This window comes from Collinsella sp. zg1085, assembly GCF_018889955.1.
In the GTDB taxonomy this organism is placed as follows: Bacteria; Actinomycetota; Coriobacteriia; order Coriobacteriales; family Coriobacteriaceae; genus Collinsella.
Window position 1 is genome coordinate 1,021,244 of the sequence record NZ_CP076545.1, and the last position, 23,859, is coordinate 1,045,102.

The window sequence follows — 23,859 nt, forward strand, 5'->3', positions numbered from 1 at the left end:
TTATCGACCTAAAAGCTCCCGCGCAAGCTCAAGAGCAGCATCAATACCTGCTACATCTTTGCCACCGGCTTGAGCCATCGTAGGCTTACCACCACCACGACCGCCTACCTTCTCGGCAATCGAGGCAATCATCTTGCCTGCCATAAACCCTGCTGCAACCGCATCATCAGTAGCAGCAGCAAGCAACCCTACCTTGCCCTCAGGTGTTGCCGTGGCAAGCACGCAAGCAAGTGCTGTAACCTGGCTGCGACTGCGCAGTGCATCCCATACATCGCGCAGCTCTTTTGCCTCAAGACCATCCATGCGCGCTATAACCGCGTGATAGCCATCCACCTCAACAGCTGATGCCAAAGCATCTTGCACACGGCTTGATGCGCCACCCATAAGGCTAGCTTTGAGCTTTTGCTCAGACTCACGAAGCTGGCGCTTTGTATCTGCTATGCGCAAAGATACCTCTTCAGGACGGCATTTAAGCTCTGCTGCAGCTTGGTCTAAAAGCTGCTCTTTTTCATTGAGATAAGCCAAGGCACCAAGGCTTGTCATTGCCTCAATACGACGAACATTTGAGCCGGTAGAACTCTCAGAGATAATCTTAAATATGCCAATCTCAGCACTATTTGCAACATGCGTGCCACCACAAAGCTCACGGCTAAACGGACGGTTCTCGCTACCAACGCTCACTACACGCACCACATCGCCGTATTTCTCACCAAAAAGTGCTACAGCACCTGCCGCCTTTGCGTCGTCGATATTCATCATCTGAGTAAGAACGGGCTTCGCCGCTAGGATTTCATCATTAACCATCGACTCAATGCGCTGAATCTGCTCAGTTGTTAGTGCCTCAAAGTGCGTAAAGTCAAAACGGAGACGCTCGTCATCCAAAAGAGAGCCTGCCTGATGTACGTGCTCACCCAACACAAGCTTAAGTGCTGCGTCAAGCAGATGGGTTGCGGTATGATTGCGCCGAATGAGTGCACGGCGGCGCTCATCTATAGCACCTGTCACACAATCGCCCACCGACACCGAGCCATACAAGACCTCAGCATGGTGAACATATAAGCCTGATTTAAGCTTGGTGTCACACACCTTAAGCTCAGCATCTGCACCTTGTAAGGTACCGCTATCTCCTACCTGACCGCCCATCTCGGCATAAAAGGGCGTGCGGTCAAGAACAATCTCAACAGTCTCACCAACAGCCGCAGAAGATACACGCACGCCATCTTTAACCAGAGCCAAAACCTCTACATCATCAACAGACCCGTGGTCATAGCCCACAAATTCAGTTGGACGTAGCTCATCGGCAAGCTCTGTCCATACATCGTTAAAGCTTCCCCAAGCGTCCCCTTCAACAGCAGCACGCGCACGAGAGCGCTGCTCAGTCATTGCAGCATCAAAGCCGTCCATATCAACATGTACGCCTTGTGCCTCAGCAATCTCAACGGTAAGATCAATGGGGAAACCAAAGGTGTCATGCAGCATAAAGGCAGTTGAACCAGCCAAAGCCTCACCTGCTGATACGTGAGAAAGTGCCTCGTCTAAATAAACACGACCGCTCTCGAGCGTTGTGCTAAAACGCTCTTCTTCAGCCTTAATAATACCTGTAATAAGGTCTTTGTTTTCAAGTAACTCAGGGTATGCGTCTCCCATAAGCGAGGTCACTTCTTGTGAGAACAAATTGAGGAAGGCTGTTTGAATGCCCAGCATACGACCATGAAAAACAGCACGGCGTAGCAAGCGGCGCAACACATATCCGCGCCCTTCGTTGCCCGGCAAAACCCCATCAGCAATCAGGAAGGTCACCGCGCGTGCAGCATCGGCAATAATGCGCAACGAGCGACTAGGTCCACTGTATACATCTGCCTCATATACCTGTCCCGAAATTTGAGCACCCAGCGCAATGAGGGACTGCATAAGGTCACCGTCATAGTTTGAGCTTTTGTGCTGCATGATAGCCGCCATGCGCTCAAGCCCCATGCCGGTATCAAGGTTGCGATGCGGCAATTCTGGCATTGAGCCATCTTCTTGGCGATCAAACTGAGTAAAAACGAGATTCCAAAACTCTAAATAGCGGTCACAATCACAGCCCGGCGCACAATCAGGACTTCCGCAACCGCTTGCCTCACCTTGGTCAAAATAAATTTCTGAACAAGGACCACAGGGGCCTGTAGGACCTGCTGCCCAGAAATTATCATCTTCCCCTAGGCGCGAAATATGATTCTCAGGCACCCCAAGGGAGCGCCAAATAGCGTGTGTTTCATCATCTTCGGTAAACACCGTAAAGTAGAGCCTATCGGCGGGAAGCTTAAAGACCTCAGTAATAAGCTCATAAGCCCACGAACATGCTTGCTCTTTAGAAACACCACCAAACGAAAAATTGCCTAGCATCTCAAAAAACGAGAGATGCCTACCATCTGAGCCAATGACATCAATATCGTTAGTGCGCACACACTTCTGACAGGAGCAGGCACCAATTTCTTTCATGGTACGCTTCCCCTGATAGTATTCCTTAAATTGATTCATACCAGCATTTGCAAGCAAAAGTGAGGGGTCATCAGGAACTAATGAAGAGCTTGGATATGCCTTACAGCCGCGCTCCTCAAAAAAACGAAGATATGCCGCTCGAATCTCTGCGGTTGTCATCGTAGGAAAATCAGTGCTCATAGGGTCGTTCTCCTCAACTAGCCTTACGTACACAAACATGCGGCACCAAACGGTATACCACCTGCAGCTCAAGTACTCGTTATAACGGGAGTTATTATACAGGTATGCATGACTTCCCTCAGAGTAATTTCTTATTCTTGCAGGTCTTTTGAGGGAGCTATGGCTACCCTGTGTAATGTGTCAATTATCTGATACCGAAGCTCAATTGTTAAAGCACATACTCATTTCACCTGTGAGCCTAGACCGAGCTATCCTCATCATCTTTTAGCTCATCGCTGCTGTGCATACGCTTCATGATACGGTCCCACGGATTGGTGTCTAAATCACTACCCTCTGGTTTGGGAGCAGCAGTTGCAAGCGGTATATCTTTTGCATCGATAAGCTCAGAATCTATCGCAAAGCGGTCATTGCCAAGCGCATCATAAGCAGGAACCGGAGCCCCGTGTACATCTTGGTAGGGCGTACCCTTGAACAAGACACCGTTATACGAAACCACCTGCCGACCAGTACGGCTTTCATAGTAGAATACAAAAATATTTTTTGCCACAGCAGCTGCAGGAATAGCAATTACCATGCCCATAGCACCGCCCAAAGCAGACCCAATCATTAACGCAAGGAGCGAAACAACCGGGTGTATGGACATGGTACTTTCGGTAATTTTTGGACCTATCACGTTATCCGTAATATTTTGCGCCACCATAGCAGCCACCAAGGACCAAAAGGCAACGATTGGTCCTGCAAAAAGACCAGTTAGCGTTACAATCACCGCACTAAACAAAGGACCAATAACCGGAATAAAGCTCAAAATGCCAGTAATTACAGCCATCGCTGCAGCGTATGGGTGTGCTACCAAACTAAAACCAATAAAGGACAACACACCTCGAACAACCGCAGTAAAAATCATAGAGCGCAAGTAACCGCCAACTGACTGACCGATAACTGCCATAAGGAGTCGATACTCACCTGCTCGCTCGTCCCCAAGCACGCGACATATCTCTTGATTCATACCTGGATAATCGCAGGCAAGCCAATATGCCAAAACCAGACCTAAGAAGAAGGTAAACATCGTTGATGCAACATTATTAACCAAGGGAACAATGCCGTTTCTGATGGTGAGAAGCAAATCGCGAGCAATGGAGTTAAAGCTGTCTTGAAGTGTTGAAATCAACGATGCAATATCAATATATTCGCCAAGATTTTTGACAATATCAACTTCCCGTTCAAACTGGCTAAACCACGTGCTCATATGCGAAATTTGAGAAGGCAACTCGCGCAGAAGCTCCATAAGCTGGTCAATAAGCACCGGAATCAAAATTGAAAACAAGATAACTGCCGCAATAACAACTACAAGCAGGGCTAAAAATGCTGCAATACCGCGCGGTACATGGTGACGTTGTAGATAGTTGACCATAGGAGATGCCACAAACGCAACAACACAACCCACCCCCAAAAACATCACGGCACTTGAAAGCAGGTTGAGCACATGCAAAAGCCCCATCAAGATAATGGCTAGACCAATGAGTGCCCAAATATGTACGAGCGCCTGACGTGAGCGATTCCACATATCTTGTTGATGTAGTTGCGCCACAAATGCACCTTTCTTAACTCATAGAAGCCGATAGCTCGCCGGTTGGGTCAATCTTTTCCTGTACCTTTTTAAGCGTGCGGCGCAAAAGGCGCGAAACCTGAACCTGAGATATACCGAGTTGTTCTGCTATCTCAATCTGCGTCATGCCTTTTACAAAACGTAGCTCAATAACCTCACGCTCGCGGGGCGAAAAGCCTGCAAGAGCCTCTTCTATGACCAAGCGATCATCGGTAAACGCAAGCTCAGTATCTTCGGTAGCATAGCGCTCAATAACAGAAGGTGTATCCTCAGGGTCGGTCGATGAAGGACCCTCGAGAGGCACCGAACTATATGCTGAGGAAGACTCAATTGCTTCTAAAACCTCATCGACGGTTGCCTCTAAATACGCGGCAATTTCTTCAACCTTAGGCGAGCGCTGGAGTTCAGTGGTTAAAAGGTCAGTGGCCTGATTAACTTTAGCCGAGAGCTCCTGCAAACGACGCGGAACACGCACGCTCCATCCCTTATCGCGAAAGTGCCGCTTAATTTCTCCCATAATGGTGGGCGTGGCAAAGGTAGTAAATTCGAGGCCGCGCGACGGGTCGAAGCGATCAATTGCTTTTAACAAACCCAAATATCCAACCTGAATGAGGTCATCAAGGGGCTCGCCACGATTTTTGAATTTGTTTGCCAAAAACCGAACTAAGTTCATGTGGGACATAACGATTTTTTCACGAGCGTCCATGTCGTCTTGCTCTTTAAGACGGCGAAAGAGCTCGCGTGTTTTTTCTTTATCCCAAGCAGACTTAGCCGACCGTATGGTTTTGGTCTTCTCAGTCTCGGCCATTACACATCAGCCTTCAAAACAAACTCAAGTTGAGCTGGGTCAGACATCTTTTTATAACTATCGCACACCGATGCCAGAATAAGATCTGAATACTCAGCTGTGGGGTCGTCTGAATCTGACTCAGGAAATGCGCTCAACGGAAACTCAACACGCACACGAATCTGTTGCTCATCAACATAAAAGTGAAAGCTCACACAGTCAGTATGAACAATTGAACAGGCGTAGATGAAGGCCTCCTCAGCCGCCATGCGCACATCTTCAATGCGATCAACTGACATTGATGAAAGCAAGCCAATATTTGCTGCAGTCATGCGAACAAGACGTGCAAGACAAGGCTTGGGCTCAAGCACTAAACTAATAGGACTACGGTTATCCATGGGCTTACTCCTTTGAAGCGGGTGTTGTGTCATAGGTATAATACTGCTGAGAAGCGGGTGTTTCCGCTGCTTGCGCTAAAGGTTTTTCCGCGTCTTCGAGCGCTGGTGCATCTGGCTCAGACTGAGGAAGCGACTCAACACGTTGACTCTCCTGCTTTTTTCCAAATAGCTGGCCAACCTTGGCTACAGCTGCATCAGCAACACCTGCCACTGAATTTGAAGCATGAGAAACCGAACCAGTAATTGCAGAAACATCACGGATAACGCCGTTTACCTCAAGCAAATCTGCAGAAAGCGCCTCTATAGCAATGTTTGCCTGCTTAAGCATGGGCTCAATTTGCACAAGGGCAGGTTGTAAGTCATCGAGTGCACCGTCGAGCTTAGCAATCATGGGACGTGCCTCGTTCAGGCTAGATTCAAGCTCCTCAACCGTATTGCTCAAATCTGACACCACCTGGCGGCTGCGCTTCAAGGTAAGCGCCAGCTCAATCAGAGCCCAGATACCAGCCACCACTAGAACGAGTAAAGCAATTTCTATAGGGCTCATAAGGCCTCCTTGACTCCACCGATATATCGCATACTATCCTACCCTCAAACACTACATAGCTTTCGGTACAGTTATATTTCTCACGAAGCGGGCGGAGTTTCTTGTGGTTTTGTTGAGCGATGCCCTCCAAGCTGCTCCATGCGCCAACTCTCCCATCCTCGACCCGATGGCTGATAAAACGATCCAGGCTCTAAACCATCGGGAAGATATTGCTGCTCAACCCAACCTTCTGGGTAATTATGTGGATACAGATAGTTGCCATATAACTCAGAACCCGGACGATGCCGATCGCGTAAATGAGCAGGAACTTCACGTGTTGAACTTGAACGAACATCCGCCAAAGCTGCATCTATAGCAGCCTCCGCCGCATTGCTCTTAGGAGCAAGTGCGTTGTATAGCGCTGCCTGCGCAAGGTTAATCCGACACTCAGGATAACCAATAACCTCAGCAGCCTTAAATGCAGCCTCAGCAACACAAATTGCCTGTGGATCAGCATTGCCAATATCTTCTGAAGCTTGGATAAGAATACGTCGTGCAATAAACTTGGGGTCTTCACCTGCGTCTATCATGCGTGCTAGCCAATAGATAGTAGCGTCAGGGTCAGAACCGCGCATCGACTTAATAAAAGCTGAGATAATGTCATAGTGCATATCGCCCGATTTATCATATATAAGACCTCGGCGCGGATTAGCAAGCTGTACATCTTCTAAGGTAACTGGTGCAGGACGTTTAGATGTGTGCTGCAAAGCTATCTCTGCCGCAAGCTCAAGACTAGTAAGTGCCGCGCGCGCATCTCCTGCGGCAAGTACAACCAGTGCATGTATAACCTCACTATCAAGTGATACCGCACCCGCTAAACCTGCTGGCGCATCTATTGCACGGCACACCAAACGCTCTATATCAGCATCAAAAAGGTGCACAAGCTCAACTACCCTTGAGCGCGATAACAATGCACCATTAACCTCAAAATATGGGTTTTCAGTTGTTGCACCTATAAGCACCAGCGTTCGATTTTCAACTGCATGTAGAAGTGCATCTTGCTGAGAACGAGAAAAACGATGTATCTCATCAACAAACAAAATGGTTCTTCTATCAAACTGAAGAAGGCGTTGTTTTGCTGCGTCAATCTCGCGGCGAAGGTCTTTTACGGTACCTGTAATAGCAGACACTTCAACAAATTCACTACGTGTGCGATGCGCGATGATGTGAGCCAAGGTAGTTTTGCCGGTACCTGCCGGTCCATATAAGATAACGCTCGTTAGCACATCATGCTCAATTGCCAAGCGCAACCATGAGCCCTCGCCCACCGCAGCCGTTTGCCCAACAAACTCCTCAAGGGATTGAGGACGCATACGTACTGCAAGAGGAGCGTGCTTAAACTCAGTATCACGCTCATGTTGTGAGAACAAGTCTTCCATAGCTTCTATACTACCCGCTCAGAGCCATAACGCATATTACTTATGACTCATTAATATATGTACGCTGAGGAAAATGCAGCTCAGGGAAGAGCTTGCTTGCAAGTTCCGTAAAATAGCCATCAGTCATGCTAGCAATGTAATCTACAACTGTCTGATTGAAGTCATGCTCCCAATCATAGCTTCTACCATAGTTTTTGAGCTGAGCAGAGATTCGATTGATATGATGCCTAAAAATGTAGCTTGAACTATCGCCTGCTCGCAAATCACCTAAAAAGTGTTCATACATAAGGTTAAAGGCATGATTCAAAACATCGGCGCGCTCACCTTCAACCCCGCCTGAACGATAAATCTTGGCATAGTTTTCTGCCTTTGCCCGAGATAGCTCAGCAAATAAAGCCTCACTCATTTCAATGTGATTCTTACCATAGCTATGTTCAATAATGTCAATTGAGGCACGAGTCAAAATCCACGAGTTATAAGCGCCACCCATACCGTCTTCAAAGTCGTCTCCGCTCAGCAATCCCGCCTCAATGGCATCCTGCCTATCACGACCAACATAGGCAATAATGTCTGAAATGCGCACCACACAGGCCTCAAGGGTCGATGGACGTAAATGCCCAATTGCCATATCAGCTTTGGTATAACACTCAGATACAAGCTCATCAAACTCATCAAAGCTTGAAAGCCCTGAAAGCTCAAATACACGCTGTTCATATTCGCCGTTATGCGTGAGTGCCCCATCAAGTGTTTGAAGTGAAATATTGCGCCCATAGAGCACGTCCATCACCCGAACAGAATGGACATTGTGATAAAAATGACGACCAGTACGGGCAAATAAAATACTATCTAAGCAGCGCTCGCCGGCATGCCCAAACGGTGTATGCCCTAAATCATGACCAAGACCAATAGCCTCAATGAGGTCTTGATTAAGCCCTAAGGCAAAACCAATATCGCGTGCAATACGCGCTACCAGCTGCACATGAAGACCTCGACGCGACAGGTCATCGTTGCTGCGAAAGCTAAATACCTGCGTTTTGCCGTTATAGCGGTTATATGCTGGCAGGTGCAAAATCTTTTCGGTATCACGAACAAAAGCCGGACGCCAAAGACTACTAACATCTTGTGGGCGATTAAAGCGCCGGATAACGTCTTCATTATTAGTTCTATGCGGATTTTGCCAAGCAGCCGCACGGTCTGCTTGCATGCGTTCGATAAGTTCAGCACTTAGACTATCGGGTAGTGCTTCGAGTATTGTAAGGTGATTCATGCTGCTTCCTCTCTCATGTTCTTTTGAGAAGAGTGTCGCACAGTGTGAGGACACAACTCATATCATCTCAACAAAAGCATCATAGATAAATTTGAAAGCAGCCAGCCTATGCTGATGCCCGGAATAGCTGGAAAGCTCTTGCGCCTCATAACCAAGCAGACTAAGGCAGAAAGCATAAGACCACCTGCAAGAGAAATGAGTGCGAGATACGGATTGATGATGCTCAAAATTCCAATTAGTTTGATGTCGCCCATGCCCATACCCATTTGGCCCAGCACGTGCCGCCACAAAAGCTCAATACCTATCAGGGCTAGTGTAATCAGCAAGCTCATGGGTAGGGTTGCTGAGAGGCTCGCTACTACCATATGAAAAGCCTGAGACCCAATAATTTGTCCTAGCAGCAAAAAATATAGTGGACCTATAAGATGAGTACTGAGCGCAAGAAGGCACATAATGCCGGCAAGCCCATGAGGGAAGCGGCGCTCGATACTATCGCGATAGCTTGCATAGCCAAGAAAAACATATATCAATATATGGGGAACATATAGCAGATAATCAAATGCCACCATAAACCTCTCCCCTTCTTGGACATGGCGCATAGTGTCAAAGGCGCGGTATAGTTGGTTCTAAACTTGCGTATACTTATGCCCAAATTCGAGCGATAAAGGAGTAGAGATATGGACCAGCACGATACCCCTACGTCTGAAGCACACACAGTTGAGGTTGAGGGTGCCATGGCAGGAAGCGCCAATCAAAGTACCGGCTCGCCTGTTGCCTATATTGTAACCATCTGTGTATTAGGCGGTCTTATGCTACTCGCTGCTACCGGTATATTCGCTGGATATAACGCACTGACACTCACTGGTGCAGGCGAGCGATTTATGAACTTCTTAGAATCGCAAGAAAAGCGCGACTGGCTCAATAACGACTTTGACCGCTATGATGAATCCGATGAATATGACGACTTTGATTATGATGAGTATCTTGATGATGATAATTCAACTCATCTTGATGACTGGTTCTTTGGAGATGCCCCAGCTCAAGCACCTCATACATATAAACAGGTCTAAGATTTTTTACCGCATCAATTCAAATCAAAACGACCTAGCCTATATGGTGCGCAGGGCTGTATATGCCCTATGGTGGCGCCTTAGGTACCTACTATTTATTGAGCACCTCCTCAAGGGTAACCGACACGTCATGAGGCGTGGGAATCCAGTCAACTTTTAAGAATAGAGCCGTTACTGTTAGCGGAATGTAGGTAAACATAAACAGCGGAAATGCAAATAGATTGCTCAGGATGCGTAACTTTGAGCGGCAGTGAATGTGCTTGTATTCCAATATTGTGGTAGTGAGCGCCATACTAAAATAGGTGACATACATGCCTAAAAAGCTCAGCACAATAGACCCAAGAATTTGAGTCATCTCGGCATCAGTTACTAAAAAGCCCTGAGTTAAGGTGCCAACGAGCAGCATGGAACCATTTGCTATCAATGACGTTAGACTCAAAAGAGTAGCTGGAGCAATAACCATCAGCAAATCAAACGCTGCAAAAGAGTGATGTTTAACAACACTTTGCACAAGCTGTTTGCCGTAGGTAAAAAACACCTGATAAAAGCCTTTAACCCAGCGTCTGCGCTGCTTGATTGAGGCGCTCAGCGTCAAAGGTTGCTCATCATAGAACTCAGCAGGGGTATACCCAATGCGAATACCATGAATGGCACAAAAACTTGAAAGTTGAATATCTTCGGTAAGCGTATGAAAGTCCCAGCCGCGCATTGCCTCAACAATGCGCGCAGAGATGAGATAGCCCGAACCAGACACAGCGCATGAAGTATTAAGTAGCATACGCGCATTATTGAGAAAGCGTGCCTCGCGAATAAACCAAATCGAGTAGGCTGCTGAAATCCATGAATGACCAAAGTTTTTTGAGTTTCGATAGCTTGTAAGCACCTGAAAACCCTGGTCAAAGCCATCGTTCATAATGCGCACGTAGTCTTTTGAGAGCAGATTATCAGCATCAAAAATAAAGTAGGCTTCATAGCGCCCTGGATAGTCTTCTAGGATTTTTTTGAAACCAAAATCCATCACCCAGCTTTTTCCCTTACGCGCCAAATCATGGCGCTCATACACAATGGCTCCTGCATCGCGCGCCACTTGAGCAGTATTATCGGTACATGCGTCAGCCACCACAAAGACATCAATTAAATCTGTTGGATAGTCTTGGTCTTTAATAGAGCTTACCAAGTTTGCAATCACTGCCTCTTCATTGTGAGCAGCAATAAAAAAGGCATAGCGATGAAGTCTTGATGCGGCTGGTAGTTGCACCTGTCCTTGTATAGCTCCAATGATAAAAAACACCACTTGGTACACATAGCTTACCGTAAAGAGTATGGCGATAAGCACGTTGAAGTATTCAATAGGTGCCACGTATATAACTCCTCAACCGATAAACAGGGCGCACAAAGTGTAGCGAATTATCACCTCAAAATGGTGAATGTGCTGTGTGAGCTAGCAAAAGAATTTCTTAATCTAAAAGTCCTAGCATAGGAATTATGTCATCCCCCACCGCACTTGTTCCCTCTGAGCGCAAACGTATATCATCGAGTGCTTGTGCTAAATCCCATGGCAACATATCGGTAAAACAGAGCGGCTCACCACTCATGGGGTGATTAAATGCTACGTACCACGAATGGAGGAACTGACGAGTTAGCCCAAGATTCATCGACGCTGAACCCTTACCATAGAGCGGGTCGCCCACGAGCGGATGTCCAATGTGGTGCATATGTACCCGTATTTGATGTGTTCGACCGGTAAACAAATGACATTCAACCAGTGTGTAGCCCTCATCACCTCGCTGCGAGGCAAAATGCTCAAGCACACGAAAGCTCGTAATAGCCTGACGAGCTGCCGGGTCGTCACTTACCGCCATGCGCAGCCGGTCTTTTGACGAGCGGGCAATTCCGGTGTTTATGGTCCCCTCAGCTAAGCTCAAGCCACCATGCACCAACGTAATATACCGTCTATCGAGGGTTCTGGTACGAATGAGATTTTGAAGTGCTACTTGAGCTTCATCAGACTTAGCAGCCAACATAAGCCCTGAAGTATCACGATCAAGACGATGTACAATGCCTGGTCTATCCTCACCTTGGAGCGTACCCAAATGGTCAAGACCACAATGGTGTACAAGTGCGTTTGCAAGCGTGCCCGATACATGCCCTTGCGCGGGATGACATACAAGGCCGCGTGGCTTTGAAAGCACAATCAGGTGCTCATCTTCAAAGCGAATATCAAGCGGAATTGCCTCAGCTTGTACCTGATTAAACACAAGAGGCTCAGGCACGCATACAGCAATACGATCGCCCGTACAAACCGACGTCTTTTTTGAGCTGCAGGTAAGGCCATTAAGCGTCACTGCACCCTCTTCAATAAGGCGCGCCGCTTGAGAGCGCGAATGAACACCCTCAAGCGTTGCTAAAAAACTATCGAGTCGCATACCATCATGCTCTGGATATACCAAGCCCTCAAGTACTGGCATTAGCGCATATCCTTTTTGGCTGCACGTTTTGCCTGAGCTATGCGGTCACGACGATTAAGCTCTTCCGTCGCATCAACGCGATTTGCAGGTGACAAAAACATATAGCCTATACAGGCCAATACAACCCCAACATCAATGGCAATATCAGCTACGTTAAACACCGGAAAATCAATAAAGGTGGTTGCAAAAAAGTCAACAACAAAACCACGCAGCACTCGGTCAAGCGCATTGCCTAATGCACCTCCCACCACCAGCGCCAAGCCTATAAGCTCAAGCTTTGAGACCTGAGGAGCTCGTGAAAGATAGGCAATTGTAGCGATAGTTATTGCAAGCGCCAAAAAAACAAACACGCCAGAAAAACCCTCGCCAATGCTAAACGCAGCTCCTCTGTTTTCAACATAGCGCAACTCCAAGAGTCCCGGCAAAAAAGGAACTGCCTTAGGTGCCGTGTCTGCATGAGGTGCAAGGTAGCTCACTACCAGAAGTTTTGTAAGCTGATCGAGTACTATAACGGCTAAGGCACAGCCCAGCGCACGTGAAGCGCGCCAGGCACGTGCCGGAATAAAGGACGCCACGATTCTACGCTCCCAGCGCTTCTGCGCAGCGATCGCAAATCTGCTCGTGCTCTCCATGAACGCCCGTTGACACACGATAGTTCCAACAGCGCTCGCAGCATGCTCCTGCCGCCGGATATACCTCAGCCATAAGCTCATCGCCAACACGCAGCTCAAGCTCGCTCACAATATAAAACTCGGCTAGGTCGCACGCCTTATCACCTGAGAGCAGGTCATATAGCTCAGCAGGCACCGTTGCACACACCTTAACCTGCTGACTCTTGGTAAAGCTACCTGCCGCACGTGCATCTTCCAATGCCTTGGTAACTACGCTTCTTAGCGTCAAAGCCGCATCAAGCGTGGGTTTATAAGCAAGCGCTTGCTCGTGCGTTATTGGCGCTTGATACCATGAAAGCAACGCAGCGTATTCTTGATAATCTCTGCAGCTTGCAGGTGCATATTCCATAACCTCATCAGTGGTATATGCAAGAATAGGTTGCAAATCGCGCAGGAGCATTGAGAGCAGCTCAGCAACAACGGTCTGGGCACTACGGCGGCTCTTGGCCTGAGGTGCATCACAATAGAGACGGTCTTTTAAGGCGTCCAAATAAACATTTGACAGCTCAGTGACAACAAAATCATACAGAGCGCGATAAGCGCGGTTAAACTCGTAGTTGGCGTACGCCTCATCAACCTCTGCCTGAACAAGAGTTAAGCGTGCCATCATAAGCTTATCAAGCGGTTCAAGCTCTTCAAAAGGCAAAGCATCATGCTCAGGTTCAAAATCGCCCTCGATAACTGAAAGTAGGTAGCGCAAGGTATTTCTAAAGCGACGATATGCGTCAGAGGTACGCGCTAGGATTTCATGGTCTATGGCAACGTCGTTAGACGTATCAACACTTGCAACCCACAAGCGAATAATATCTGCACCCATCTCGGCACATACCTGATTAGGGTCAATAACATTGCCCAAACTCTTGGACATTTTTCGACCTTCTCCATCCAGGGTAAAGCCCTGAGAAACAACTGCTTTATAAGGCGCATGACCGTTAGCACCTACACTGGTAAGCAGTGAACTCTGGAACCAGCCACGATGCTGATCAGAGCCCTCCAAATACACATCAGCTGGGTAGCTCAGATTATCGCGACCTTCACATACTGCACGCCACGACACGCCCGAATCCCACCAGACATCTAAAATATCTCTATCAGCCTTAAGCTCATGGCTGCCGCATGCTGAGCACACGCAGGCCTCTCCCAAATAGCTTGCAGGCTCATCGATAAACCACGCGTCTGAGCCCTTTTCTTGAAAGAGCTCAATCACCGCATCAAGCGTTGCGTCATTCATGACCTTTTCGCCGCACGACGCGCACGTAAAGCTTGGAATAGGCACACCCCAATTGCGCTGACGCGAGATACACCAGTCGGGCCGCTGAGCTACCATAGCACCAATGCGGTTAGCAGCGCGCGGCGGATACCAACGAACCTCCTGCTCAATGGCATGGCTTGCCTGTTCACGCAAGCCAGTTTTATCCATTGACACAAACCACTGATCGGTTGCACGGAATAACACCGGATGCTTACAGCGCCAGCAATGCGGATAGCTATGCGTAATTTTTTTCTCGGCAACAAGCGTATTGCGCTCACGCAAAAATGCGATGATGTGAGGGTTTGCCTCATCAGTATCCATACCTGAGAAGGGGCCGCCAGTGCCAAAAACATCACCGGTATAAAACTTTCCATCATCATCAACCGGCATACAAATTTCCATGCCCTCATGTAGGCAAACATAATAGTCATCAACACCATGACCAGGTGAGTTGTGAACAATACCAGTACCGTCTTCGGTGCCAACGTAGTCAGCCAACAGTGCGACACCCTCAATATCGTCAAAGACAGGCTGGCGATAATGCATGTGATCAAAGGTTTCGGCGGGTACCACGTAGGGTTTACCATCCACCATAACAGGCGTGTAATCCCAGCCAGCTATCTCGCAGACCTGAGGCGCAAGGGATTCAAGCATAATCTCAGCGCGTCCATCATGCTCAACAGCAACATAAGCAGCGCCCGGCTTTAAAGAAACCGCCTGGTCTGATGGAATGGTCCAAGGGGTTGTTGTCCAGATTACAAAGTCAACAGGACCTGCAAAAGACTCAAGACCTGCAGGTTTTTGCAGAAGCTCAAAGCGTACATAAATTGAGGGGCTTGTCTCATCGCCATATTCAATTTCTGCCTCAGCAAGCGCGGTATGACAATGCTTGCACCAATGAACCGGCTTGTGACCCCGGTAAATCATGCCCTTATCGAACATGGCCTTAAAGACTTCAATATCAGCTGCATCATGAATATGGTGCAAGGTGAGATAGGGCTTATCCCACTCACCTAACACTCCAAGGCGACGAAACCCAGCTTTTTGCAGCTCAATGTTTTCAACAGCAAAGGTATTGCACATTTCACGAATGGTAGCAGTAGACATCTGGTTAAACTTACTTGTGCCCACCGCCTCTTCAACCTTGTGCTCAATAGGCTGACCATGGCAGTCCCAGCCAGGCACATAAGGTGTTTCAAAGCCCTGCATTGCTTGATAGCGGTTAATAATATCCTTAGAGATTTTATTCATAGCATGGCCAATATGAATAGGGCCATTTGCATAGGGTGGACCATCGTGCAACACAAAGCGCGGATGACCTGCGTTCTTTTTGAGCAGCTGCTCATATACCCGATTGGTCTGCCAACGAGCTAAGCGCTCAGGCTCACGTTGTGCTAAAGCAGCACGCATGGGAAATGCCGTCTTTGGCAGATTCATAGTTTGCTTGTACTCATGTGCCATGAGATACAACCTTTCTTGTTTGTGGACGCACAAAAAAATGCGCCCGTCCCACATATCAGCTGGGACGAAGCGCATATAACTCACATGAGCCTGCTCTTCGCTTGTGCACCCAGCTCAGGTTTGACAGCATGTGTATCAAACCGCTACTCGGCTGACCTATAACGACGGTCATCTCGGCGACGTCTACTAGCGCGTGAATGTTATACACGCCCGTTGGGGCCGCAGCTCAGGGGTGATATTCCATATACGATGCGCGCAGGTTTTTCAGCCAAAGAACCTGCTCTCTTTATGCGCAGAGCACATATGTACTCGTCCCCGTCATAGCCTCTGAGCGCACAGTGTAGCACGCTCAAGACCTACTTTCTAGCGCAAACTACAGAAGGCTTTGTCCATACGCATCTGCTGCACGAATTGCATCAATGAACAAAGACGGCTCAAATGGCTGCGGGTGTCCCTGGCGCCATTCGTTGGTATCCTGGGCAAACGTGGCAAGTGCATCAAGATGGCTCTCATCTAAACCAAGCTCTGCCAGCGTTACCGGCAGACCAAGTTCACGGTTAAAGTGTGCATACCGCTCAAACTCTTCTTGGTTGTGGGCATATGCAAACAGAACCAATACGCCAAAGCTAACAACCTCTCCGTGCAGGTAATGACCCTCACGCTCAATACGAGTAGTTGCATTATAGAAAGCATGCGCTAAAGAGGAGTTGTAATAAAAGTCTGGCTGGTTGGTAAGATTGCTTACATAGCCGGTATTTACAACAATATCGAGAGCGATTCGCTTAACTGCCTCGGTTGAACGATTTGCCCGCACATCAAGAAGCGCTTGAGGACCATAACTAAACAGCGGCTCGGAGCAAGTGAGCGCAAGCGCGAGTCCCAGCTCGGCTGTATGAGAAAGCTCATCTTCGCTGGTGGCATACACAACCTCAGGCTGCTTTGAAAGTGCGTCACCAATACCCGCCCAGAAATACTCAGCCGGTGCCTCGGCAATTACCTTGGGGTTAATAAAGATATGCGCAGGTGCCTGCGGATACGAATAACGATTAAGCGAGCCATCGTCGTTATAGACCACGGCAATTGCTGTAGCAGCTGAACAATTTGAGCAAATTGTTGGCACCGAAAAGACTGTTTTATTAAGCTCCAACGCCGCTGTTTTTACCGTATCGATAGCCTTGCCGCCACCGATAGCAAAGGCAACATCAGCATCTCGAAAGTTAGGATTAGCCGCGAGTTTATCAACATTTGTTTGAGAAGAGTCGGTACCATACACAATGGTATCCAGTACCTGTATGTTTGTCTTTGCAAGCACAGCCTGAATACCGGGTGCCGCCGCTGCTAGTGCGCGTGCTCCGCCCACTAACACCACCGATGTAGCGCCATAGGGCGCGAGCGCCTCAGGAATTGCGTCAAAGCAATCCTCACCAACGGTATAGTTGCTCATTTGAACACTGCGCATATTTTCCCTCCCCATGTCGGTTTTACATGCGGGCAAGTATACGTCTCAAAAGCGAGCATCAAAAAGTTATTTGCAGCTTTGTAACAATGCGCGGGCAAGCTAATGGGATACTGACGCTCCTACGAGCGGGTCATCTCAAAATAAAGCGACTTTCGTACAGGATAATGTGAGAATGAGAGGTGTGCGCAACCTTCGGAAATTGCCTTTCTCACCTCGATGCCAACCGGCCCTCCAAAAGGAGCGTCACCAATATAGCTAAAGGGGATATGAGTTGCATATTCTTTGCTCGGCGCAACTGCAAACATTCCGCTCGTTATCGATGGCTCAGCAAAACTAAATAACTTCTCATCAAAGCGATATTCAGCATTCATCGCTTTAGGAATAATTCTCCACATAAAGCCATCAACGCCACCTATGTCAGTGCCGGTATTCTTAACGGTCATCGTGAGCACTACCACACTTTGTATATCACCATCATCACCTGTGTAGTGACGGCTTTGGTCTTTACTATAGCTTGCAATATATTCGTTAGCTGACATAAGCTCTGCTTTATCAACCTTAAAGCTATAAGCACCTGACTTATCGGGCTCGTTGATGAGATTGGCGTTATTGAGTGCTATCCACTCCCCTAATTTATAGGTTTCAATCTTTGGCTGGGGAGCTGTTGAGGTGACATATACTGCACGTACAGCAATTAAAGCTATAAGGGCTATCATACATATAAGTGATACTAGAACTGGATGCTTTACCTTATGCATGTTGTGTCCAATCAATAACCTGACCATTTCTCAGATGATATATTTGATGGGTAAAGGCTTGAAGAATCTCTGTATCGTGACACGACACAATAACCGTAGCACCCCATGCACAGGCTTCATGCAAAATATCTTCTAACAAAGCTATACCTGCTTCATCAAGAGCATTGGTAGGCTCATCTAAGATGAGTAAGTTAGGTCTTTCCATAATTGCTGCTGCAATACCTACACGCTGGCGCATACCTTGGGAGTATTTCTTAAAAGGTTTTCTCAAATCTGGGTCAAGGCCTACTTTTTTGAGAGCATCTCGCACTTCATCTTCGCCAATCAAGCCTTTAATGCGGGCAAGTTGGTAGAGATTCCAAAAAGCTGTTTTATCTCCAAGAAATGATGCCTGCTCAAGTAACACGCCCACATGAGGTGGAAACTCCATGTCGGTTCCAAGCAAAGTATCATCTATCCAGATTTCACCCTCATCAATATGGATAAGACCACAGATAGCACGCATAAGCATGGTTTTACCAGAACCATTGATGCCTTGTAGACCGGTAACCTGAGATGTGGGAGCCACAATTGAAACCTTATCAAGCACGGTATCCGGACCAAAGTGCTTGGTGACATATTTTACCTCTACTGCCATATCCGGATTCCTTTCTGAAAAATATCAGCACGGTCAACTACCCAAAAGCCTACCAAAAAGGCAATAAAGCCTAGGCTTAGTGCTATGAGCAAACTGGGAATAAATGGTAAACCTGACCGAATAAAATCACCCCAGCGAAGCACCATGAATACATTAGCGCTTAGGAGAAAGTTGTTAAAATAAGCAGCCGCAAGCAGCTCTACTATTGTTGTCATATATGCAATAGATGACTCCCAAACCAGACCTATCAGCAACTGAATCTGCGAAAGGGCAAGAAGGGTAAGCCATACACCAAAAAGAAACGGCACGACGTTTATAGAAGTATGTATGTCACTACTTCTTGATATAGTCGCAACCGCGAATAATGCTTGGCTTATATCTGCTTGGATAGCCTGACCATGGATAAGTGTCCAACCAAACACAACAATGCCTACCAGTGCAAAACTTACTGTGATTATAAGAGCATTAAGAACTGACTGTATCAACCAAAACAGCTGCCGCGAACCCAATAAATGAACGATGCGATGAAGATATTCATTCATTCCTGAAGAAACTATCAGCACTGGCCCATAAAACAAAACCATAAGAAAGAAGAGCCATTCCAATGGTGGAATAAACAGCAAGCCCTCGCGGAACTCAAACGGCTTAACACCCAAAAACACAAGTGCCAAGTTATCGCCCAAACTCAAGCCATTGGTTGGGACATCAGAAAAATAAGCAGATATATAGCGAATGCCAAGCAGCACTATCACTAACACAGCTTGAAGCATGAGCAGGGCTATAAGTCTATACCGAGCACCTGAAAGCTCAATTGAAATGAGGCGCTTTATACGTGTATGAACACTCATGAGATAAGCTCTCTGCGACGCATTATGACAAAACAAGCCATGGCTACAGCAAGTAGAATCAGCACCTGTAAGCCCATAAATAGAGGGTCTGTTTTTGTCCAGTAAAAGGTGCCTTGCATGTCATCAATAAAATTAAGACTTGGACCTTGAATCAGAAGCGTAGTGAATATCTGACCTGAAAAATATTTCCAACCTAATAAACCTACATAGGGCAGCGTTAAAAGCATGACTCGATTTTTTATAAAAACCGACAGCGAGAACACCGTAAGAGCCCAAACGCCCATTAAAGCACCATCTACTAGAGTCATAGCAGCAACATATAGTAAAGGAGCGCTATAAAACAATTGACTTAAAAATGAGTCGTCAAATATACCCAGCACATTCCAATCCTCATAGATTGCAGGAATTGAAGGCATGAGCAGAACGAGTACTGCAAAATTAACCAATAAAGGAATAGCAGTACATGCAAACCCAGAACAAAAAGCTGTAATAGACCGTGAAAGTAAAACATACCTCTTTGAACTGCGTGAAAAAACCTGAATATCAAAACCATTACTTCGCTCAGTGATGGCAGACCATGCATAGGGTATCAAAACAAGTAAAGGTACTACGTAGAAAAATATAGTTGGACTTAAACGTGCGTTACAGTTAGCAACCATCCAATTAGAATAGCTATACATATTTGACCAGTAGTCCATATGCGTAGCCAATAGACCGTATACATACTGGGTTGCTTCGATGGCTGAGCTAAGTGCAAGCAAAATCCCTATTGATAACGCAACAAACATCCACTTTGAGTTAAAACACTTTATCAACTCAAATCGCAAAACTGGCCACAATCTCGTTTTAGCGACGCTCATGATAGCCCCAAGTCAAAGTGAAACTTATGACGTAAATCCCAGTCACCGTAATACATATAAATGTCTTTTGGGTCTGCATGCTTATCTACAGGAATTGCAAGGGTAACGTCTTTTGTCTCACCCTTTTCAAGAGTAGTATAATAAAGCTCTTGATATACATCTCTTAACTCTGCGTCAAGTCCGTCAAAATATGGAAGACCAGATGATTTTGTAAAACCAAAATTCATAAAAAACCATTTAAACCCATGCTCGTTTTCTTTGAGCTGCTCCGCATTAACGTTATGCAAGCGTCCATATACTACAACAACGTTATGTTCACGAGAATCGTAGTACCATTCCCTATCTGGGAGATAGCCTGAATTGAGTTTTTGAGATACAACATCAGGGTCGTTAACAAGCTCTGCACTCAATACCGTGAACTCGAGTGCCCCACTCCAACCATACCGCTCTCGATACATACCTGTTGAAGTGGCAGTTTTTTCTTCAATATCGTTATCTAATACAGCAGTTTCACCAATCATGTACGTATGGTTTACCGCTTCTTGTTCTTGCTTAATGCGCTCTTTTTCGCGTAAATCATTTATGTGATTAACGGCAAATACCCCGCCAAGAGACAAGGCAATTATAACCAATGCACCAATAAAACCTTTTTCTTTTCTACTGAGCATACTGCTACCCATCTCGAAAGAAAGACGCTCATGCGAGCGGCCTCTTCTAACCAAACCTAACTCAAAGCAACCGACGTTATCAAATGCTTTTTGATGTTCATAAGAATCTCCTCTCTATCGAACATCAACTACGTTGCCAAATACTTTTGGCACTTCCCACTATGCCAAATGAATACGCTCAAGTCGCTAAACATACGGTATACCGTTTGTATATAAAATGTTTAGATACAATTTATCTGCTTATATAAGCTAAGAAGTTCTTCCAGCGAATGAACGCCCAACTCGCGATATGCTTTTGATTTATATTGTTTGATTGTATTAGGTGCATAATGAAGCTCTGTAGCAATCTCCTTAGCTGTTTGCCCCATAATGACACGTAAAAGTATTTGGGATTTTAATTCATCAAGCTTCTGACCTTGGCAATACTGTAAAAAACGACACTGTTGCTCTTTTGTAAACCCAAACTGCGTCTGTTGAACAAGTTCCTCGCTATCTAGCTTTCTCAGTGTATATACAAATAAAATACCAGCAAACGTACTGAGTGTATAAATAGCAGCTATGATGAGATACTGAGTCATCTGGATAACACTATGAACCGGATACGGAATCATTGATTGAAGCTCTGGCACATCGGATAACAATGCACCAAATAGTACATATATCATCAAGGTACATACTAAGAAGAACATACAAACATTTTGTGAAGGTAGGGTCCAGTTTTTATACGTTCTTATAAGCAATATACTTGCACACCAAATACAAACAACTGAACCAAATTGTACCGAAATGATTTGAGCCAATATAACAACAAGGAATACACCAAGGGCTATGTCTAACAGGAAAGTTTTATGTGATACACGTTTATATCCATATCGTACTATCCCTAAAAAACTTACAAAAATCCAGGGCACAAAGGCATATGAAACCTGTGAACCTGAATATAAAGTTCCAAATGCCATTAATCCATGAAACAGCCCCATGCAGCAACACAATATATACGTCCATGCCCGCTTATCCGATGCTGCCACACGCTCGATAAGTTGGCGAACTTCATGAGGCTTGCTTTGCCAATGTTCTAAACGATTAAAACCTATCAGTCTCGGATATACGCAACTAAAAACTAAAGAAACCACGCGTAAAAATGAGAGTCCCCATATAACTGAAGCAAAGTCCTTACTAATTACCGCAAGACCCACTAACCCTGCAACAGCGATAAGCACCGCAATAAACGACAGCTCACCGTGATTAGCAACAGATATATCACTAAACTGCACCTGATTGAATATAAGCAATACTTGAAATGAAAGTATAAAGCCAACAATAAAGTTGAAGAGTATATTTGCATGAAACAAGTATTCCATATAAAAAAGCTTTACTGTAGCTACAAGAGTAATCGTCGATAGAATATGAATGAGACAATCAACACGATGCATATACCTAGATATTTTAGATTTTGATAGTCTATGTGCAAGCATGTTATAGCCAAATGCAAGCAACATCCCCGCTATTAAGCCGAGCATCAGAAATAATGGTTGCTGATAAGAAAATCTTATCTCTAAAAGTGATATAGGAATAAGTGTAAGGCTACTAATCCAATACAAACAATTAAGCACATACGCAAAGACTGATGGTTCACTCTCAGCTATAGCTTCGCTCTGAGCTGAGCGAGTGCCTTGATTATGTGCTGAGGGGATATGCTGTATGGGAGTATCTGGTGCAGAGTGGATGTGTGGTGTAAAGCCTTCACTATGAGCAAGTTGTTCTACCAAGCTTGTATGTTCAAGAAGGATTGCTTTGAGGGCAGCGCGGCGCTTCACTTCAAATTTTTGGTAGATGCTCGATAAGTGCACGCGTACACTTGACTCAGATACGCTCAGTATCTGAGCTATCTCTTTTGCATCTTCAACCCATACCAATAGATTACAAATCTCACGTTCTCGTTTTGTCAGCTTTTTCCATATTGTTTGAAAGCGCTGCGCATCTATATGTAGGACTGCTGTGCTATCACTAGCTTGAAAATTGTTGCTCATACGTGTCAATGCACATATCTCCCGCGCGTACTTACTGTTCTATAGATACGTGGTATAGCTTTATACCCGCTATACCTTATACATACTATAGGCGTAAAAGACATGAAACACTAACGCTATTCATCACGCTCGCGCATATAAATCTGTTGTAGACCATATTCGCCTTCGGGGTCATAAAACTCATATACGCCAAGTGACCCTAAAAACGGACGAAGTCGCTTAAAGCCATAATTGCGCACATCAAAGTCTGACAAACGACGAGAGAGCTGATCGCCTAGCTGCCCCAGCGTAATCCAACCATCCTCATCACCATAGGCATCAATAATTGCTGAGATTGCAGAGCGAACTGCCTTGAGATGTCTGCGCCTATCTGCACGCGTCATCTCACCAAAGGCTGCCTGAGCGCTTCCCGAATCATCATCAGCCCCACTATCCGCAGCATCTCCCCCATCACGTGTACCTGTCTGTTTTTGCTGCTTTTCAGCTGCTTCTTCGGCTGCCTTTGCTTTTTCTGCCTCGCTAAATAGCAAGTCAAGGTACTTAAACTGATTACAGGCAGAAATAAAGGGCTTGGGCGTTTTTTGCTCGCCCATGCCAACAACTTGCATACCGCTCTCACGCAAACGAGCAACCAGCCGCGTAAAATCAGAATCAGACGATACAATAGCGAAGCCGTCAACGTTGCCTGAGTAGAGTATATCCATGGCGTCAATAATCATGGCTGAATCGGTTGCATTCTTTCCATAGGTATAGCTGTACTGCTGAATGGGGGTAATTGAATGGTTAAGAAGGCAGGTTTTCCAGCTGGTCATGCGTGTGCTAGTCCAGTCACCATAAATGCGCTTGTACGTGGCAATGCCCACATTGTTAACCTCGTCAAGAATAATGCTGACATACTTTTCTGAAATGTTATCGGCATCGATAAGAATAGCGTAGCGCGGCTCGGTTTCTGAATACATAGCATGCAGCCTTTCGTGCGTGCAATAAATGAGA

Annotated in this window: 21 protein-coding genes; 1 reads left to right on the forward strand and 20 read right to left on the reverse strand. The window is 46.2% G+C overall.

The genetic code is table 11. The annotated features are described in order from the left end of the window. The 8 genes from alaS to KPC83_RS04410 form a co-directional block, all read right to left on the reverse strand. A complete protein-coding gene (gene alaS / locus KPC83_RS04375; protein ID WP_216278053.1) occupies nt 1-2,661 on the reverse strand; it encodes an alanine--tRNA ligase in 2,661 nt (886 codons plus the stop codon). Nucleotides 2,662-2,899: 238 nt separating this feature from the next. Continuing rightward, complete coding sequence (locus KPC83_RS04380; protein WP_216278054.1) at nt 2,900-4,249, reverse strand: AI-2E family transporter; 1,350 nt, start codon at nt 4,247-4,249, stop codon at nt 2,900-2,902. A gap of 13 nt (nt 4,250-4,262) precedes the next feature. Beyond that, nucleotides 4,263-5,075, reverse strand: coding sequence for a SigB/SigF/SigG family RNA polymerase sigma factor (locus tag KPC83_RS04385; RefSeq protein ID WP_216278055.1), 813 nt, complete (start codon nt 5,073-5,075; stop codon nt 4,263-4,265). Beyond that, nucleotides 5,075-5,452: an ATP-binding protein gene (locus tag KPC83_RS04390; RefSeq protein WP_216278056.1), complete on the reverse strand. Its 378-nt coding sequence runs from the start codon at nt 5,450-5,452 to the stop codon at nt 5,075-5,077. Before KPC83_RS04390 ends, KPC83_RS04385 begins: the two co-directional genes overlap by 1 nt. A 4-nt stretch (nt 5,453-5,456) precedes the next feature. Next, nucleotides 5,457-5,999, reverse strand: a complete 543-nt coding sequence (locus KPC83_RS04395) for a hypothetical protein (RefSeq protein WP_216278057.1) — start codon at nt 5,997-5,999, stop codon at nt 5,457-5,459. An 80-nt stretch (nt 6,000-6,079) separates the two neighbouring features. Further along, the gene (locus KPC83_RS04400; protein ID WP_216278058.1) at nt 6,080-7,417 is read right to left on the reverse strand and encodes a replication-associated recombination protein A; all 1,338 of its coding nucleotides are present in this window, start codon (nt 7,415-7,417) and stop codon (nt 6,080-6,082) included. 40 nt (nt 7,418-7,457) lie between these two features. Next, on the reverse strand, nt 7,458-8,684 hold the full coding sequence (locus KPC83_RS04405; RefSeq protein ID WP_216278059.1) for a deoxyguanosinetriphosphate triphosphohydrolase family protein: 1,227 nt from the start codon (nt 8,682-8,684) through the stop codon (nt 7,458-7,460). A gap of 62 nt (nt 8,685-8,746) precedes the next feature. Continuing rightward, on the reverse strand, nt 8,747-9,253 hold the full coding sequence (locus KPC83_RS04410) for a hypothetical protein (RefSeq protein WP_216278060.1): 507 nt from the start codon (nt 9,251-9,253) through the stop codon (nt 8,747-8,749). Between the two features lie 108 nt (nt 9,254-9,361). Here KPC83_RS04410 and KPC83_RS04415 point away from each other — a divergent pair, with 108 nt between their 5' ends. Further along, on the forward strand, nt 9,362-9,754 hold the full coding sequence (locus KPC83_RS04415; protein ID WP_216278061.1) for a hypothetical protein: 393 nt from the start codon (nt 9,362-9,364) through the stop codon (nt 9,752-9,754). A 91-nt stretch (nt 9,755-9,845) separates the two neighbouring features. On the opposite strand, the gene KPC83_RS04420 is transcribed toward KPC83_RS04415, so the two are convergent. The 12 genes from KPC83_RS04420 to KPC83_RS04475 all read right to left on the reverse strand — a co-directional run bounded on the left by KPC83_RS04420 (nt 9,846) and on the right by KPC83_RS04475 (nt 23,825). Further along, a complete protein-coding gene (locus KPC83_RS04420) occupies nt 9,846-11,114 on the reverse strand; it encodes a glycosyltransferase family 2 protein (RefSeq protein ID WP_216278062.1) in 1,269 nt (422 codons plus the stop codon). A gap of 97 nt (nt 11,115-11,211) precedes the next feature. Continuing rightward, nucleotides 11,212-12,222 (reverse strand): RluA family pseudouridine synthase, encoded by a 1,011-nt coding sequence (locus KPC83_RS04425; protein ID WP_216278063.1) that lies wholly within the window; start codon nt 12,220-12,222, stop codon nt 11,212-11,214. Beyond that, nucleotides 12,222-12,797: a signal peptidase II gene (lspA, locus tag KPC83_RS04430; protein WP_253200871.1), complete on the reverse strand. Its 576-nt coding sequence runs from the start codon at nt 12,795-12,797 to the stop codon at nt 12,222-12,224. Before lspA ends, KPC83_RS04425 begins: the two co-directional genes overlap by 1 nt. A 4-nt stretch (nt 12,798-12,801) precedes the next feature. After that, nucleotides 12,802-15,606: an isoleucine--tRNA ligase gene (gene ileS, locus KPC83_RS04435; protein ID WP_216278065.1), complete on the reverse strand. Its 2,805-nt coding sequence runs from the start codon at nt 15,604-15,606 to the stop codon at nt 12,802-12,804. 373 nt (nt 15,607-15,979) lie between these two features. Beyond that, nucleotides 15,980-17,065 carry an iron-containing alcohol dehydrogenase family protein gene (locus KPC83_RS04440; RefSeq protein WP_216278066.1) on the reverse strand — a complete coding sequence of 362 codons (1,086 nt, stop codon included), beginning with the start codon at nt 17,063-17,065 and terminating at the stop codon, nt 15,980-15,982. A 119-nt stretch (nt 17,066-17,184) separates the two neighbouring features. After that, entirely contained in the window at nt 17,185-17,823 is a 639-nt protein-coding gene (locus KPC83_RS04445) for a hypothetical protein (protein WP_216278067.1), read from the reverse strand. After that, entirely contained in the window at nt 17,816-18,460 is a 645-nt protein-coding gene (locus tag KPC83_RS04450; protein ID WP_216278068.1) for an ATP-binding cassette domain-containing protein, read from the reverse strand. The genes KPC83_RS04445 and KPC83_RS04450 overlap by 8 nt, the downstream gene beginning before the upstream one ends. Next, complete coding sequence (locus KPC83_RS04455; protein WP_216278069.1) at nt 18,451-19,308, reverse strand: hypothetical protein; 858 nt, start codon at nt 19,306-19,308, stop codon at nt 18,451-18,453. The genes KPC83_RS04450 and KPC83_RS04455 overlap by 10 nt, the downstream gene beginning before the upstream one ends. Continuing rightward, nucleotides 19,305-20,168, reverse strand: coding sequence for a hypothetical protein (locus KPC83_RS04460; RefSeq protein WP_216278070.1), 864 nt, complete (start codon nt 20,166-20,168; stop codon nt 19,305-19,307). Before KPC83_RS04460 ends, KPC83_RS04455 begins: the two co-directional genes overlap by 4 nt. After that, nucleotides 20,165-20,836 (reverse strand): hypothetical protein, encoded by a 672-nt coding sequence (locus KPC83_RS04465; protein ID WP_216278071.1) that lies wholly within the window; start codon nt 20,834-20,836, stop codon nt 20,165-20,167. Before KPC83_RS04465 ends, KPC83_RS04460 begins: the two co-directional genes overlap by 4 nt. A gap of 221 nt (nt 20,837-21,057) precedes the next feature. Further along, a complete protein-coding gene (locus tag KPC83_RS04470; RefSeq protein ID WP_216278072.1) occupies nt 21,058-22,866 on the reverse strand; it encodes a LuxR family transcriptional regulator in 1,809 nt (602 codons plus the stop codon). A gap of 116 nt (nt 22,867-22,982) precedes the next feature. Next, nucleotides 22,983-23,825 (reverse strand): NYN domain-containing protein, encoded by an 843-nt coding sequence (locus tag KPC83_RS04475; protein WP_216278073.1) that lies wholly within the window; start codon nt 23,823-23,825, stop codon nt 22,983-22,985. Between the last annotated feature and the right edge of the window lie 34 nt (nt 23,826-23,859).

Bases quoted from the DNA above. Each gene is read 5' to 3' on its own strand.
- KPC83_RS04450 (WP_216278068.1), bottom strand. From the start codon at position 18,460: ATGGCAGTAGAGGTAAAATATGTCACCAAGCACTTTGGTCCGGATACC.
- KPC83_RS04455 (WP_216278069.1), bottom strand. From the start codon at position 19,308: ATGAGTGTTCATACACGTATAAAGCGCCTCATTTCAATTGAGCTTTCA.
- KPC83_RS04415 (WP_216278061.1), top strand. From the start codon at position 9,362: ATGGACCAGCACGATACCCCTACGTCTGAAGCACACACAGTTGAGGTT.
- KPC83_RS04410 (WP_216278060.1), bottom strand. From the start codon at position 9,253: ATGGTGGCATTTGATTATCTGCTATATGTTCCCCATATATTGATATAT.
- ileS (WP_216278065.1), bottom strand. From the start codon at position 15,606: ATGGCACATGAGTACAAGCAAACTATGAATCTGCCAAAGACGGCATTT.
- KPC83_RS04475 (WP_216278073.1), bottom strand. From the start codon at position 23,825: ATGTATTCAGAAACCGAGCCGCGCTACGCTATTCTTATCGATGCCGAT.
- KPC83_RS04425 (WP_216278063.1), bottom strand. From the start codon at position 12,222: ATGCCAGTACTTGAGGGCTTGGTATATCCAGAGCATGATGGTATGCGA.
- KPC83_RS04390 (WP_216278056.1), bottom strand. From the start codon at position 5,452: ATGGATAACCGTAGTCCTATTAGTTTAGTGCTTGAGCCCAAGCCTTGT.
- KPC83_RS04440 (WP_216278066.1), bottom strand. From the start codon at position 17,065: ATGCGCAGTGTTCAAATGAGCAACTATACCGTTGGTGAGGATTGCTTT.
- KPC83_RS04385 (WP_216278055.1), bottom strand. From the start codon at position 5,075: ATGGCCGAGACTGAGAAGACCAAAACCATACGGTCGGCTAAGTCTGCT.
- KPC83_RS04465 (WP_216278071.1), bottom strand. From the start codon at position 20,836: ATGCTCAGTAGAAAAGAAAAAGGTTTTATTGGTGCATTGGTTATAATT.
- alaS (WP_216278053.1), bottom strand. From the start codon at position 2,661: ATGAGCACTGATTTTCCTACGATGACAACCGCAGAGATTCGAGCGGCA.
- KPC83_RS04395 (WP_216278057.1), bottom strand. From the start codon at position 5,999: ATGAGCCCTATAGAAATTGCTTTACTCGTTCTAGTGGTGGCTGGTATC.
- KPC83_RS04445 (WP_216278067.1), bottom strand. From the start codon at position 17,823: ATGCATAAGGTAAAGCATCCAGTTCTAGTATCACTTATATGTATGATA.
- KPC83_RS04470 (WP_216278072.1), bottom strand. From the start codon at position 22,866: ATGAGCAACAATTTTCAAGCTAGTGATAGCACAGCAGTCCTACATATA.
- KPC83_RS04460 (WP_216278070.1), bottom strand. From the start codon at position 20,168: ATGAGCGTCGCTAAAACGAGATTGTGGCCAGTTTTGCGATTTGAGTTG.
- KPC83_RS04405 (WP_216278059.1), bottom strand. From the start codon at position 8,684: ATGAATCACCTTACAATACTCGAAGCACTACCCGATAGTCTAAGTGCT.
- KPC83_RS04400 (WP_216278058.1), bottom strand. From the start codon at position 7,417: ATGGAAGACTTGTTCTCACAACATGAGCGTGATACTGAGTTTAAGCAC.